The organism is Candidatus Dependentiae bacterium, assembly GCA_040878395.1.
Classification (GTDB): domain Bacteria; phylum Babelota; class Babeliae; order Babelales; family Vermiphilaceae; genus JAKBEL01.
Map to the genome: position 1 here is coordinate 1 of JBBDMI010000013.1, position 15004 is coordinate 15004.

The window sequence follows — 15004 nt, forward strand, 5'->3', positions numbered from 1 at the left end:
TCGGGATGTGGCGCAATTGGTAGCGCACTCGCTTTGGGAGCGAGGGGTTGTGAGTTCGAGTCTCGCCATCCCGACCATAAAAAAGGAAGCAGTATGAATAAAGCGTTTCTTTTCTCTTTTTTCCTTCTCATTTTCATTTCTATGCACTCTTATGCAGATAAATATCGTGATTATGCAAAAGAATGGGCGTTGCAGCATATTTATTATCCAAATGGCGACTTACGCATAAATCAACAAGAGCTTGAAGCAATTCGTGATTTGATTGCAGTTTCTGCTCATCGTTCTAAAATTACTCAAGAAGCACAAACAGCAGCTTTGCAGATGTCAATTGAAATGTGGCATGCATGGCAGAATATTGCGCAAACAAGACTTAATCCATCTCATGACAGACCATATAGAATACATCGTGAAAACATAGCAACTTTAGAAGCATTTTGGGAATTGCTTGATGAACAAGAGCTTGTTTGTCAACAATATGCCAACGTTGCACAACAGGTGGTCCATGGTGATGTTTTATCAACTAAGTGTGCAAAGCAGGCTGTCTCGAAAATGCGTTCGCAAGCGCGAGTCTTTATGCTTGATGCATTAGCTGATGTCAAAAAACAGTTAGGCGGTCTTTATGATATTGCATTTAATAAATCTCAAGATGTGCACAACTTCGTTGAAAATGATGACGCATTACTGTATAAACGTTTTAGTATTGCAGATTTTGTTTTGGCTTATGTGCCAAACTTGGCGATCAATACATTTGTACAAGCGGATAAAACTCATAATCTGTTGACTCAAGAAGGGTGGCATGTTCTTGAAAAAATACAGCATATTGGTAACCAAGTATGGGATGCTATAGAGTTTTCTCGTTACGCATGTTATCAAGCCCTTTTGGATGAATTAACTTAATTATTTAATTACCGTGCTTTTTGTAAAATAAGAGCAGCAATACGTTTTCTTGATCCACGTGGAGCTTTTATATCTGCGAAGCTATTTAAATATGTGCGTTCTGCTGGGGTCAAAGATGTTTTACTTACGTTTCTGAGTAAGTTGCCCAGTTGCTGATCACTCAGATGTTTTATTGACTTTGTAGGAGTCGACTTTGGTGATGTGCGCTGTTGAGTTATTAATTGTAAGCGCTGTCTCTCTTGTTCTTGTCTTTGTAATTGCAATGCAGCTTCGCGTGCAGTTTGCTCTTGTTTTACTTGTTGCCGTTGCAGTTCTTCTTGTTGAGCGGGCTGCTGTAGAATTTCTACTGATATTTCAGGTGAAGTTTTTTGAGGTGGGTTCCATGCACCGCGTTCATCATGATCGGTATTTAAATATGTAACTGTATACAACGCGAGTGCATTATCATGATTTGTTAATGCCGGTTCTATTGCTGTGAGTATACTAATTAATTTTGTTTGGTAATCATTAATAAATTTTGGATTTTGTAATAATTCATATTTTTGTGCGTATTGTATAATTTCAATAACATTTAGCAAGGCAGCTTCAGGTGTATGTGTCATATTGTTTTGAGCATTTTTCATTAAATTATTTATAATATTAGTGCGTATGTAATATGGGCCTTGAATGAGTGGAGGGTATAGATTTTCTGTTACTAATGAAATATTTGTAGGATCATTCACATTTTTTAATGAATCAGCAATATAGAAAATCGGTTTTTGACCGTTTTTTCGTGATAATACTACACCAATGTAATGTTCTCCTCTTTTGCCTAATGCAAATGCATGATATACATCTTTTTGTTGTAATAGTTCATTAGCGATATTCGCCAGTTTTTCCGCTTCTTGCACCGGCATGAAATCTAAGTTTTCCGGTTGCTCAAGTACACTGATTTTATTTTTTGAAAAACCTAAACGATTTGCTTGTGCATACACATTGTCCGAAAATGATCCGCCGCTTGGACAACTGTTTACTTGTTTTTTTAAAGCTTCAATGAGTTGGGAATGGGTGAATGTACCGTTTGCAAAATTATATAAAGCGATGCTGTTTTTTGCTGCATGTAAGCCACATGTATTTTTACTTTGTCGAGCAACTTCTCCACTATAGTCAATAACGTTTAGATTATTATTATTAACTACTATTTGTGGGCCTGCAGCTGTGTGAATAAGACTAAATACACCGCATGTTATAGATATCAAGTGTAATATTTTTTTCATTTTCTCTCCTGGTCTTTTTTTACATATTACTATGATTTGGTTTCATTTTGCAATAAAAAGCGATGGGTTGATAACAGATTTGTTAAGGTTTACTTTGTGGTTTATACTAAAAAAAAGGTTTTTTAAACTGCTTTTAGCTGTACATTAAGGATTTTGTGTGGAATTTAATATAGTATCCCAATATTTTCAAAAAATAGATGATACCGGTTCTCGACTGGATATGACGCAGTTGCTTGCTGATTTGCTCAAACGGGCTGATCCACGAGAGGCTGAAATTATTTGTAATCTATCACTTGGTCAATTAGATCCTCCTTATATCGGTACAAAATTTAGCATTGCCAGTAAAAACATGATAAAAGTTATTGCGGCATTACAAGGTGCATCAGAAAAACATGTGAAAGATCAATTAGATGTTTTGGGTGATTTAGGTTTGGTGGTTGCGCAAGGTGGATGGGAATCAACTGGTGAGTTATCAGTAACTGATGTGTATGAAACATTAAAAAAAATTGAGCAAATGCATGGGACCGGTTCATCAGAAGAAAAAAATAGAGCATTGCAATCTTTGTTGGCATCATTAGATGCTGTTTCGGCAAAATATGTTGTGCGTATGGTGCTTGGTAAATTGCGTTTAGGCTTTTCTGATATGACGTTGATTGATGCATTATCATGGATGGCGATCGGCGATAAGGGCATTAAAAAAGATATTGAATATGCGTATAATAAATGTGCTGATATTGGGATGATTGCATATATACTCAAAACTGAAGGTATTGATGGTTTGCGTGAATTGCATGTAAAGCTTGGTATTCCTATTCGTCCGGCGGCTGCAGAACGCCTACCAACAGCGCAGGCAGTAATGGAAAAATTGGGTCATTGTGTTGCGCAGCCAAAACTGGATGGTTTTCGCTTGCAAGTTCATTTGGATAAATCAGGTGATACACCAAAAATTTGGTTTTTTTCTCGTAATCTACAAGATATGTCATATATGTTTCCGGATTTGACTGCAGCTGTTGCAAAGCTACCGGTTACCAATATGATTTGCGAAGGTGAAGCAATTGTATATGATCCGAATACAAAAAACTTTTTACCATTTCAAGAAACAGTAAAACGAAAACGCAAACATGGTATTGACCAAGCTATCGAGGATTTTCCATTACAAGTATATCTTTTTGATCTATTGTATATTGATGATCAAAGTTTGATTGATGAATCACATATGATGCGTCGTGAAACATTGCTTACTCTATTAGATGGATTTAACGATGAAAAAGTGCAAGCAATTGATGAACGTTATATGACTGAACCGCAACAACTGTTGAATTATTTTCAAGAAAACATTTCAGCCGGTCTTGAAGGTTTGGTGGTTAAACGTCCCGACTCGATATATACACCGGGTAAACGTAATTTCAATTGGATAAAATTGAAACGACAAGAAGAGGGTCATTTGGATGACACGATTGATTGTGTCATTCTAGGATATTATTATGGCCATGGTAAACGTGCCAATTTTGGCATCGGTGCTTTTTTGGTGGGTGTCTATAATAAAGAGACTGATCAATTTGAAACTATTGCAAAGGTTGGTACCGGTTTAAAAGATGATGATTGGCGTGAATTGAAAAAGAGGTGTGATGCAATCAAAGTTGATCAACAACCAAAAAATGTTTCATGTGCAAAAGATTTGGCGCCTGATGTATGGGTGCATCCGGAATTAGTATGCATGGTTCGTGCAGATGAAATTACCTTATCACCGATTCATACTGCAAATAAATCAGATGAACATTTAGGTTTTGCATTACGTTTTCCACGATTCATGGGATATCGTCCTGATAAGTCTGCAAAAGATGCTACAGATATTGATGAAATGAAGCATCTTTATGATATTCAGTTAATGCGGTAGTTTAATCTTTTAATAAAATATTATAGTAATATTGTGCTTCTTCTTTTGGATCTTCTGCATTAACAATACTGCGTCCTATGATTAAGCCATTTGGATTTAGCCCTACCATTTGATTAAAACTTGATTGGTTAATGTGGGCAGAGATATATATAGGTAATGAAGCATTTCCTTTGATCATTTGCCATTTGTCCAAAAAGATTAATGCAGCATCATCATCATAAATGTGATGGAAAATTAATGCATCAGCACCTAGATTTTTTGCTTCCATTGCAGATTGTGCTCGGGAAGAGGCATCACTTAAATCGAGCATAACTTTGAGATTATGTTTATGTGCTTCTTTGCACATGCTATGGATAGCATTTTTATCTGATCCGGCCATGACAGTTATCCAATCAGCTCCTGCATCAGCTATAGGTTCGATGATCGGTTCAGCGCAATCGATCAATTTGGTGTCAACGAGTAATGTTTTTTTTGCAAAAGTTGTACGAAAACGTTTTACTGCATCGAGACCATATGTATACAACAAGATGGTTCCAATTTCAATGGTATCACATTGATCGACGACTTGTGTGGCAATATCTATTGCTTTATCAAGATCGGTCAAATCAAATGAGATTTGTAATTTCATATGTACTCCCATTACGTGCTCACTTAATATAACTGCAACTATATATTATTTTTGATATTTTGAAAAAGAGTCCGGTGATTTTTTTATCAAATAAGCGATTGCTATCCTTTTATCTGTGTTAGATAACGTGCAGGTTCTTTTTTGTATATTGGATACAATTGTCCAAAGAATTGACGCAAATTTAATATATATAATGCATTGGTATTAATTTTGATTCCTTTTTTTACAAAAATTGATGGCAACATTAAATTGGGTGTATCTTGTGTGAGTGTAATACCTTCCGGTACAAAAATATTTTTTGGTTTTGCCAGAACGGTAATAGATTCTAGTGGAATGCGATTGTCTTTTGGTAAAGGAACTTCTTGGACCAGCCAATAAAAGGTTTCTTCGCTTTCATCATGTAGACGTTCAGCTTTATACATTGTTGCATTGGTGTTTTGTTCTATTTCCCAATGATGAATGGTGTTTCCGGCCATCATTACCGGCGTTATTTTTTCTGTTATGAGTATATATACCATAGGATTTGCATGTTTTTTTGGAAATGAGATTTGTCCATTATAGTTCGACATATCCAAAAAACCGCCATATGTAGCAAAAATACCTTTGATTTCCGGGGAGCCTTTGAGTGACTTTAGGTGCATTTTAGCTATTTTACCCGGTTTTTTAAGTTTATTAACTAATAGCCGGGTATCGCTATTTTCAGGTAGCAAAGGGTATGGCTCCAGGAACATGGTTATAACATGATCAGCATGGAGGTTTATAAAGAGACAAAAAAATGATAAAATAAGGTAGTTATATGCTTTATTCTTCATGTTTTGAGCATACCAAACCGAATATAAAATAATCTATAGTTACTCAAAAAAAGAGCTATAACCATGAATAATAAAAAGAAAATGATATTATGGCCTGTGTTTGATAAGCGAAATAACGTTACTATCAAGCAAATAGAGCAGTTTCAATTGTATGCTCAATTGCTGCAACAATGGAATAAAAAGATGAATCTGACAGCAATTACTGATATTGAGGGTATTGTAGAGCATCATTTTCAGGATTCGATTGAAATAGCTAAATTCGTAGATTTTAAAAAATATCATACGGTTGCAGATGTTGGTGCCGGTGCCGGTTTTCCCGGTATTGCTTTGAAAATTTTATTTCCGCATGTGCAATTGATTTTAATTGAAGTAAATAATAAAAAAATTCGTTTTATGCAAGAAGTTGTCGGTCAGCTTGGGCTGGATGATGTGCATTTTGTTTCTGACGATTGGCGTACTTTTTTACGTGCATCTGATATACCAATAGACCTCTTTTTGGCCCGTGCATCATTGCAGCCGGTTGAGCTGTTGCGTATATATAAGCCAAGTTCAATTTATAAAAATGCAGAGTTAATTTATTGGGCATCACAGCATTGGCGACCAAGTGATGCGACAAAAGCATATATTAAAGATGAAAAAACATATGTTGTTGGAGATAAAAAACGTCGCTATATTTTTTTTGCAAACAAAATAAGTAACTGAATGTTTACATTTTATGGTTCGTCTTTAGTATAAAAGAACTTTATATCTAAACCCATGTTAACATTCGATGTGTTACGCAAAGAGGTGGCTATGAAAAAAAATCTTATGCAAAGTTATATTGATGGTGTTAAAGACGCCGTCCATGGAGAAAGTTATCCTCAAATTATTCGGTATTTTTTACCTGAATTTGTAACTAATCTTATTATTTATTCGCTACCTATATTTTTAGATGCATATTTTGTAAGTAATTTGCATTCTACGCCGATGTATAGTGTTTTAGGTGCAACAAATAATATGATACATTGGGTTATTAAGGTTGCGGAAGCGCTTTCGGTGGGTACAATTATCATGACCGGTATTTACAACGGTAAATCAGATTTCAAAGCGGTTGGGCGTGTATTGCGTGATGCTTTTTGGACCACTATTATGATTGGCCTTCTGTTTACAGCAATGTTATATTTTGGGGCACAACATTTATATGCTTGGTATCTTCCAAAGGAGTTGGTTTCTTTAGGGGTACCGTTTTTACGTTTGAAGGCGTTAAGTGTTTTGTTCATGTTTATATTTTTTGCATTTGTTGGGTTTTTACGTGGTATAAAAAATTCACGTGCAACTATGAAGATATTTATTTTTGGTTCTTTTATTTTTTTAATACTAGATTACGGTTTGATATTTGGCGCATTTGGTTTGCCTGAAATGGGTTTACATGGTTCGGCCGTTGCATCAATTATACAGTATGTATTGATGTCGGTTGTTGTTATAGGCTATGTATTACTTAACAAAAAAAATCGTAAATACGGATTAAGTCTCTTTTCAATATTTCATCAGCCACATGAAATTAAACGGTTATTGCAAGTGAGTTGGCCGGTGATATTAGATAAATCTACTATGGCTTTGGCCTACATTTGGCTGTTACGCATGATGAAACCGTTAGGAGAAAATGCGATCGCAACATTCTGTGTCGTTAAAGATATGGAACGCTTTGCTTTTTTGCCTGCTATTGCATGTGCACAAATTATCACTTTTTTAGTAAGTAATGATTTTGGTATACAAAATTGGCAATCAATAAAATCAAATATAAAAAAAGTTATATTATTAGCGTCAATGTTGGTTTTTTCATTATTATTAATCATGTCATTGTGTCCTAAATTTTTTATACAGTTTTTTGATAAACAGGGTGATTTTATTGATATGGCAGCATCAGTATTTCCATTATTGAGCATGTTGGTATTTTTTGATGTATTGCAGATTATTTTATCGGGTGCCTTACGAGGTTCAGGAAATGTAAAAATAGTGCTTGGTGCACGACTCCTTATCTGTTTTGGTTATTTTGTACCGGTATCATATATTATTTCACAATGGTTGCCCATTACAAACATGTCATTAAAGTTTATACTTATTTATGGTGCATTTTATACGGGCAATGCATTAATGAGTCTTGTATATGTACATGCATTTCGTTCAGGTTATTGGAAACAAACTACATAAATAGTTACAAGGATTATAGATGGCACTTATTTCAAAAGAAGAAGTAAAAAAGATCGCGCGCATTTCGGCGATTGAAATCAATGAAAGTGAGATTGAATCGTTCACAAAACAGCTTGGAGATGTTCTTGCCTACGCAGCGCGCGTTCAGGAAATAGCAGCTGAGTTGGAAGAACCTTCAAGTAAAAATATAAATATGTTCCGTGAGGATGTTATGGGTGAATTTGATACCGAAGCTATTTTAGAACGTGCACCGGAACGAGAAGATGATTTTTTTGTGGTGCCGTCAATCATTGAAGATAAATAAGTAAATACAAAAAGGTAATACATGAAATCATTTTCAACTATTCGCTCATTAAAAGAACGTATTGAAAAAAAAGAGATAACCTCTCAAGAAGTTTTAAATCATTATATTGATCGTTTTAAAACCTATAATGAAAAAATAGGCGCAGCATTAGAAGTTTTTTCATCTGACTCCATTGTCACATCGAGTAAAAAAGATGGCTCATTACATGGCATTCCCGGACTGATAAAAGATAATATTGCACAACAAAATCGTGGGCTAACCTGTGCGTCTCGCATTTTGGCCGATTTCACCAGTCCTTATGATGCAACCGCATCGGAACGATTAAAAAATGAAGGTGCATTTTTAGTTGGTCGTGCAAATATGGATGAATTTGCTATGGGAAGTTCAACCGAAACATCTGCATTTTTAAAAACAAAAAATCCATGGAATCTTGATTGTGTGCCCGGTGGCTCAAGTGGCGGTTCAGCAGCTGCAGTTGCTGCAGGATTAGTTCCTTGGGCATTAGGTTCCGATACCGGTGGATCAGTTCGTCAACCGGCAGCATTTTGCGGCATTGTCGGTTTTAAGCCGACTTATGGCTTGGTTTCTCGTTATGGATTGGTTGCTTACGGTTCTTCTCTCGATCAAATTGGTATTTTTACCCATACAGCTTATGATGCCGCAATGGTATGTTCGGTAATCTCGGGACATGATGTGAAAGATAGTACCACTTTAATGGTTGAAAAAACTGATTATACACAAAGTCTTGATGGTACTTTGCCGGATAATTTGACTATTGGTATTGTTGATAATGCTTTGCATGCCGAAGGTATGGACAGTGAAGTTGTTGCTGCTATTGAACAAGCGATTGAACAATATGAAGCAATGGGTGTTAAGGTGAAACGTGTTTCATTGCCAACATTGGATTATGCTGCAGCAGCATATTTTATTTTAAGTCGTGCCGAAGCGGCATCGAATTTAGCACGTTTTGATGGTGTACGTTATGGTATGCGCACAAAAGATGCAGGAAATCTTAAGCAGATGTATGAAAAAACTCGCCATGATGGTTTTGGAGATGAAGTTAAGGCACGTATTATGGTGGGTAACTATGTACTTTCTGCCGGACATGCAGATCAATTTTATGATGGTGCACAAAAAGTACAACGTTTAATTCGACGTGAATTTGTAAAAGCATTTGCTGATGTTGATTTGTTAATCATGCCTACTCATCCGGCGCCGGCATTTAAATTCGGTGCATATGCTAATAATAAATTGCAAATGGATTTGCAAGACTACTTTACCTGCGCGATGAATTTAGCGGGGAACCCTGCAATTTCAATTCCGTGTGGTATGAGTAAAGATGGTTTGCCAATTGGTATGCAGTTAGTGGGTCCGCATCTTTCAGAGAGTTTGTTATTTCAAGCTGCTCATGCTTATCAAGAAAAAACTGAATGGCATGAGATGCACCCGCAAGGATTCTAAAAAAAGTAGGCTCGCGAGCAATTCGCGAGCTTTTTTATTGCATTTTTCCTTCTTATTTTTTTATGTTGTTTTTATCATAAAAAGCATCGGGGGAAGGAAATGCGATGGGCAAAATGATAGTAGTATGGATCAGTTTGTTATATGTAGTCCCATTAAGTTGGGCCGTTTCGCATACTCATAATGCTGCTCATGTGAAACAAAAACATCATAAAAAGCAAAAAAAAAATCCATATACTACTATAAGTAAGCATGGAAACTATTGCTTTCCACGCAAAGCATCGCCACGTGAAAATTTTTTGGGTGGTCTGTGGCGCGATGTATTTAATCTGAATAAATATGCATTATTTAGTGTTGATTCCTATAAAGTGGTGACGACTGCCTTTCCTTTATATGTTTTGACGCGCATATTTGATGAAGATTTGCAAAAAAATTTTCACCATGATGGTTGTAAAAGAGATGTTAATCAAGTCCCCGAATGGTGTCGCACCGCATCACAATATGGTATTGGCATTCCTATTGGTGTATTAGGCCTTATGACGATATTTGGTAAAAATGAAGAATTTCGAACAACAGGGCGTGTTTTTTTGATCGGTATGCCATTTGTCATTTGGGGTAAAGATCTCATTAAGAAGTTTCGTTTTGATGCAAATAGGCGCCCATGGTGTGATCGTTTTCCATGCAAAGAGCGTGCATTAGGTGGATTTCCGTCAGGGCACATGGCTGAAGTTTCTTTTATGACGGTCTTGTATGGTTTGCGTTTTGGTGTTAAAGCTGCAGTACCATTGGGTATTTTCTCCACCTTTTTGGGTGCGACATTCTTAAATTGTAATCGTCACTATGTTTCTCAATTGGTTGCCGGCGTAGGATTGGGTACTTTATTTGCATTTGCAGCAGATAAAACAATTGATTTACGCTTAGAGAAAAAATATAAAGAGCATTTTTCTTGTGGTTTTGACACTGATATGCAGGGTTCTCCTGCATTAAAAGTTGCCTATAGTTTTTAGTCATTTTCGGGTATGCTAATACTATTAATGTTTTTTAAAGAAATAATTGCAATTAGAGTATAAGTGCTGTTATTATGAAAAAAGCGTATAAAGGATGAAAAATGATTAAAAAACTGTTATGTATTGTATTGTTTGGGCATATTTCATTATGTATGCATGCTGCTGATTTAAAACAAATTGAATCAAAAAATATATCATCATTAGATAAATCATCGTTTTTTCAGCTTTTGATTGGAAATAAAGCATCAGGTGCAATAGAAGTCTATACAAAGCGAGTCGATCCGTTACAAAGTGTCTATCCTGTAACTCAAGAAATGATAGCTCCTTTTCAAATGAAAAGTGTTAATTTTGATTGTCCTTATATAATAGTGACTTTTCCAGATCGTAAGCAGATGGCAGAAATAAATATTCCGGTTGAGATCAAAGATATTTATGAAGCTAATCAAAATGGCAAAATTTTAATGACAGCAGAGTTTGATGGTGATGCTGTTAAATGTGTATTTGCTTTATTTATTAATAATAAATTACAATTTTCGATAGACTCATTTTCTGAGCAAATACAACAAATGCTTTCACCTGAAGATGTAAAAGTACGTATTATTGAACGATGCAAAAAATATTTGCCGGCAGGAACTGTGGGCACTCATTATTTATCACAAAGAAAATATTTAAGACGCAGTGATGGAATTATTCCAAGTCAAAGAAAAATTTTAAGTAAAAGTAGATAGGAGCAGTTATGATATTAAGTACTGTTATTTGGCCAATAGTTGCAGCATTATGGGGTGCATTTGATTTTGTGCATGTTGATTCATTACAACAAGTGCATGCAGTTAATCCAACACAAAAAACTTTTATTGAACGATATGTAAAAGATCGATCAACGTTAGATATGTTCAATAAAGATGAATTGAGAACCTGGGTTTCTGATAATGCAGATTATTTAAATAATATTTTAAAGCAGGAAGGTTTTTCCATTCAGTTGGAGCAATTTTCAGCTCAAACATTTGGTGTGGTATCTATTTTAGATATTTTAGTGCATTGGTTACATGAAGGTCAAAAAACAACGATTATAAAAAATGATACAACCTATGATGCATTTGAACTCAAAAAAGGTATCAATTTTTATAATTTAGATGATTACGCTCATCCGGTTATTGCGATACAAACAAAAAATGAAGATACCGTCTGGGTTACCGTTGCGGATCAAAAATTAACTGAGTTTGAACTTTTTGATAAAGTCGTATCATTGCGTAACATGCAAAAAAAACAGCTTTTTGATTTTGGTTCTGCGGTGATTCCGATGATTAATTATGATCAAAGCTTTCAACTTAATTGGTTATTGAATCTTGATATCAAAGGTTGGTTTATTTCTCAAGCATTACAGCAAACAAAGTTCAAAATGAATGAAAAAGGCGCACACGTTAAAAGCGCAGTGGCTATTGCGGTAACTCGCTCAATGCCTATGCCATTAGAGCGATTAGTTATTGATAAACCATTTTACGTTTGGATTGAGCGTAAAGGACTGCCGTACCCTATATTTACCGGGTATATGGATGAGCAATTTTGGCAAAATCCAGGAAATCTCGGTTTGTGATAGTTTGAGCTCAACATGATTTAATTCCTGTGTTATACTGTTCCTATTGGGCAATTCGCTCGATATATACTTGTTTATTCTAGGTATTATAGTTTTGCGTAAGGAACGTATAGCAATGCAATCGACAGATAAATCATCTTTTTGGCAAGAACGAATCACTATTGGAAATCTCTCATTTCCCCGTTTTATGGGTGGTCCACTTGATGGCATCACCGATGCGCCATTTCGTAAATTGGTGCGTGAATTTTCAAAAGATGAGCTGTTATATACCGAAATGCGTCATGTAGCTTGTGTTGCAAATGATAAAGGGGCAAAACGTTCACTGAAATTTGAGCAGCTTGAGCGCCCACTCAATTATCAAGTTGCAGCTAATTTTGATACTTATATTGAAAAGGCATGTGATAAGATTATTGAAAAAGGAGTTGATATTATTGATTTGAATATTGGCTGTCCTGCGCGTAATGTTATCAGTTCCGGTTCAGGTTCTGCATTGATGGCAGATCTACCTCGACTCAAAAAAGTTCTTACCTGTTTTCGTAAAAAATTATCTATTCCTTTTACGGTTAAAATTCGTGCCGGTTTTAAAGAATGCAATGCGATTGAAGTTGCAAAACTAGCACAAGATTGTGGTGTTGATGCATTGGCGATTCATCCTCGTTTGCAAACCCAACGATTTAATGGACGTCCAGATATGGCGTTGGCCGCGCAAGTTAAACAAGCGTTGCAAATTCCGGTCTTTTTTTCCGGTGGTGTCATTAATTTTAAAATTGCAAAGATGGTTCATGAACAAACCGGTGTTGATGGTTTTTTAATTGGTCGTGGCATTTGGGCACGTCCATGGAAACTGCAAGAAATGGCAGCACATGCAGCAGGCAAACCGTATATCATTGATAATGCATTTATACTTTCATGTGCATTGAAACATTTTGATTATATGCTTGAACATTACGGATCTCATGCGCTATATATATTCAGAAAGCACGTACCATTTTATGTTCGTGGTATTCCTGAAGCGAGTGATCTGCGCAAAGTGTTAATGGTCTGTTCCGATGAGCATGAGATGCGAGAAGGGCTACGTAAAGCACTAAAATAATTGGATAATCATGTTGTTGAATAAAAAGGTGAGTGTAATAGGGTTAATTTCTATCCTGTTTTTCTGTGCTTTTTTTCTGCCAACAGATACTGTTTTATCTTATATAAGTTATCCATGTATAAAAATACAACAATATATTATTGATCCTATCAAACGGCATAATGCAGATAATCACATTGATAGTGATACATTGCAAAATAGGTATGATACTTTGATGCAAAGATATCTACAACTGCAGGCAACGTATGATTTTAATCAAGATGTGCAAGAACTTATAACATTCAAAAAAAGATATGATACCAAAACGCATCAGATTACGCAGATATTACAACGTCATTTAGGTGATGATGAACAGTATGTTTTGCTGGATAAAGGCGCTCGTGATGGTGTTAACGTTGACATGATAGTTGTGTTCAAAGATATGTTGGTGGGTAAAATTACTAAACTATATCCTTTATATTGCAAATGTATGCTTATTACCGACAGACGTTGTAAAGTTGCCGGTTGTTGTGCACAAACAAAGGCATGTGGTGTAATGCAGGGAACAAATAGTAACTTGTTACAATTGTTACATGTGAGTCATTTGCATGATATCAAACAGGATGATGTTATTATTTCCAGTGGACATGGCACCATTTTTCCACGCGGTTTTGGGTTAGCTCGGGTGAGTAATTATATAAAAAAAAATATTACTTACGAAATAAACTGTCATCCATTGGTGGATTTTTCACAGATTACTTATTGCTCTATTATTGTAAATATAGAATAATACGTGTGTTAATACATATTTATTAAATATATAAAAAGGGATCTGTGTGAAATTAATTAACTCTTTATTTTTATTATGTATATCAACTTCTTTTGTTGTTGCGCTTGATAATCAACATTATATGTCGATATATTTTCAATTTGGTCAAAGCGAGTTTGATAGTGACATTTTGTTTAGGCATGATGATGTTGTCAGTAGTTTTGTAGAAACTGCTGCAGTATTAAAAAGTGATTCAGATCTTGTAACTGTTTATAGAAGTATGCATAAAAAAACGCTTGCGGAGTTATTGCAAGATCAGTCGGTTCTTGCTCAAGCAAAAGTTTGTTTTGCAAAAATAGAAAAAAATGAACAAGTGATACAAGCATTTAATAATGCTTCACGTGAAACACAAGAGATCATACGAGTTCAAAAATGGAAAATGTTCAGGAAAATGGCTCAGCAACAATTAAAATTACATCAAAGAAATGAAATTCCGGGTATTAAGTTTTCTGCCAAATCAGATGTTTCTTTAATGTTAAAAGATTTTTTAAAAGACAATGAAGATCTGCAGTTATCTGATACACAAAAAACGATATATCAGGCGCATATGCTTATACTTTATGCATTAGAGCAACTTTATCGCAATTGTGCTGCAGGAATAAGTTCTTAGTGAATAGACCTTATTTTTATATTCTATCTGAAAATGTTGTCTCATAGACTTTTTTTGTATTTTTGTTATGTTAAATATTAGGCATGATCTTATTTTTAAAAAGTTTATATGGAGGTGACGATGTCACTAAAAAATATACTGTTAACCTTGATAATATTTTCTTTTTTTTCAAATAATTGTGCACCTCATGTGCATTGCGATTCAGATATACAAAAAATAAATGATTATTCTCGTCTTAATCAAACCAAAATAGATCAATTGGTTATGCCAGAGAGTTATGCAGAATTACAAACTATTATACAGTATGCTCAAGCACATAATCTTAAAGTTTCGATTGCCGGAAGTCGTCATAGTCAAGGTGGGCATGCATTTTTTACTCAGGCCATTGTTATTGATTCCCAGATTCAACTCTGAAGTGCATAATTTAAGATAATAAAAAAGGCCAAGTGA

At 35.2% G+C, this 15004-nt stretch carries 15 protein-coding genes and 1 tRNA gene; 13 read left to right on the forward strand and 3 right to left on the reverse strand.

Annotation, left to right across the window (positions count from 1 at the left end; translation table 11 throughout):
• Nucleotide 1 precedes the first annotated feature (1 nt).
• Nucleotides 2–77 (forward strand) — tRNA-Pro (locus tag WD055_05410).
• An 828-nt stretch (nt 78–905) separates the two neighbouring features.
• Here the strand turns inward: WD055_05410 and WD055_05415 are convergent.
• A complete protein-coding gene (locus tag WD055_05415; GenBank protein ID MEX0849643.1) occupies nt 906–2153 on the reverse strand; it encodes a hypothetical protein in 1248 nt (415 codons plus the stop codon).
• Between the two features lie 157 nt (nt 2154–2310).
• Between WD055_05415 and WD055_05420 the strand changes: the two genes are divergently transcribed.
• Nucleotides 2311–4050, forward strand: coding sequence for an ATP-dependent DNA ligase (locus tag WD055_05420; protein ID MEX0849644.1), 1740 nt, complete (start codon nt 2311–2313; stop codon nt 4048–4050).
• 1 nt (nt 4051) lies between these two features.
• Here WD055_05420 and WD055_05425 read toward each other — a convergent pair whose 3' ends face one another.
• Both WD055_05425 and WD055_05430 read right to left on the reverse strand, forming a co-directional pair.
• The gene (locus WD055_05425; GenBank protein MEX0849645.1) at nt 4052–4678 is read right to left on the reverse strand and encodes an orotidine 5'-phosphate decarboxylase / HUMPS family protein; all 627 of its coding nucleotides are present in this window, start codon (nt 4676–4678) and stop codon (nt 4052–4054) included.
• 101 nt (nt 4679–4779) lie between these two features.
• A complete protein-coding gene (locus WD055_05430) occupies nt 4780–5490 on the reverse strand; it encodes a hypothetical protein (protein ID MEX0849646.1) in 711 nt (236 codons plus the stop codon).
• Between the two features lie 63 nt (nt 5491–5553).
• Here WD055_05430 and rsmG point away from each other — a divergent pair, with 63 nt between their 5' ends.
• The 11 genes from rsmG (at nt 5554) to WD055_05485 (ending at nt 14968) form a co-directional block, all read left to right on the forward strand.
• Nucleotides 5554–6192: a 16S rRNA (guanine(527)-N(7))-methyltransferase RsmG gene (rsmG, locus tag WD055_05435; GenBank protein MEX0849647.1), complete on the forward strand. Its 639-nt coding sequence runs from the start codon at nt 5554–5556 to the stop codon at nt 6190–6192.
• 90 nt (nt 6193–6282) lie between these two features.
• Nucleotides 6283–7680: an MATE family efflux transporter gene (locus WD055_05440; protein MEX0849648.1), complete on the forward strand. Its 1398-nt coding sequence runs from the start codon at nt 6283–6285 to the stop codon at nt 7678–7680.
• A 19-nt stretch (nt 7681–7699) separates the two neighbouring features.
• Nucleotides 7700–7984, forward strand: a complete 285-nt coding sequence (gene gatC, locus WD055_05445; protein ID MEX0849649.1) for an Asp-tRNA(Asn)/Glu-tRNA(Gln) amidotransferase subunit GatC — start codon at nt 7700–7702, stop codon at nt 7982–7984.
• Nucleotides 7985–8005: 21 nt separating this feature from the next.
• Nucleotides 8006–9445, forward strand: coding sequence for an Asp-tRNA(Asn)/Glu-tRNA(Gln) amidotransferase subunit GatA (gatA, locus tag WD055_05450; GenBank protein MEX0849650.1), 1440 nt, complete (start codon nt 8006–8008; stop codon nt 9443–9445).
• 104 nt (nt 9446–9549) lie between these two features.
• Complete coding sequence (locus WD055_05455) at nt 9550–10449, forward strand: hypothetical protein (GenBank protein MEX0849651.1); 900 nt, start codon at nt 9550–9552, stop codon at nt 10447–10449.
• A gap of 101 nt (nt 10450–10550) precedes the next feature.
• Entirely contained in the window at nt 10551–11177 is a 627-nt protein-coding gene (locus tag WD055_05460) for a hypothetical protein (protein ID MEX0849652.1), read from the forward strand.
• Between the two features lie 8 nt (nt 11178–11185).
• The gene (locus WD055_05465) at nt 11186–12043 is read left to right on the forward strand and encodes a hypothetical protein (protein MEX0849653.1); all 858 of its coding nucleotides are present in this window, start codon (nt 11186–11188) and stop codon (nt 12041–12043) included.
• A 115-nt stretch (nt 12044–12158) separates the two neighbouring features.
• Nucleotides 12159–13136 (forward strand): tRNA-dihydrouridine synthase, encoded by a 978-nt coding sequence (locus WD055_05470; protein ID MEX0849654.1) that lies wholly within the window; start codon nt 12159–12161, stop codon nt 13134–13136.
• 10 nt (nt 13137–13146) lie between these two features.
• A complete protein-coding gene (gene mreC, locus WD055_05475; GenBank protein MEX0849655.1) occupies nt 13147–13905 on the forward strand; it encodes a rod shape-determining protein MreC in 759 nt (252 codons plus the stop codon).
• A gap of 46 nt (nt 13906–13951) precedes the next feature.
• The gene (locus tag WD055_05480) at nt 13952–14554 is read left to right on the forward strand and encodes a hypothetical protein (protein MEX0849656.1); all 603 of its coding nucleotides are present in this window, start codon (nt 13952–13954) and stop codon (nt 14552–14554) included.
• Nucleotides 14555–14674: 120 nt separating this feature from the next.
• The gene (locus WD055_05485) at nt 14675–14968 is read left to right on the forward strand and encodes an FAD-binding protein (GenBank protein MEX0849657.1); all 294 of its coding nucleotides are present in this window, start codon (nt 14675–14677) and stop codon (nt 14966–14968) included.
• Nucleotides 14969–15004: the final 36 nt, after the last annotated feature.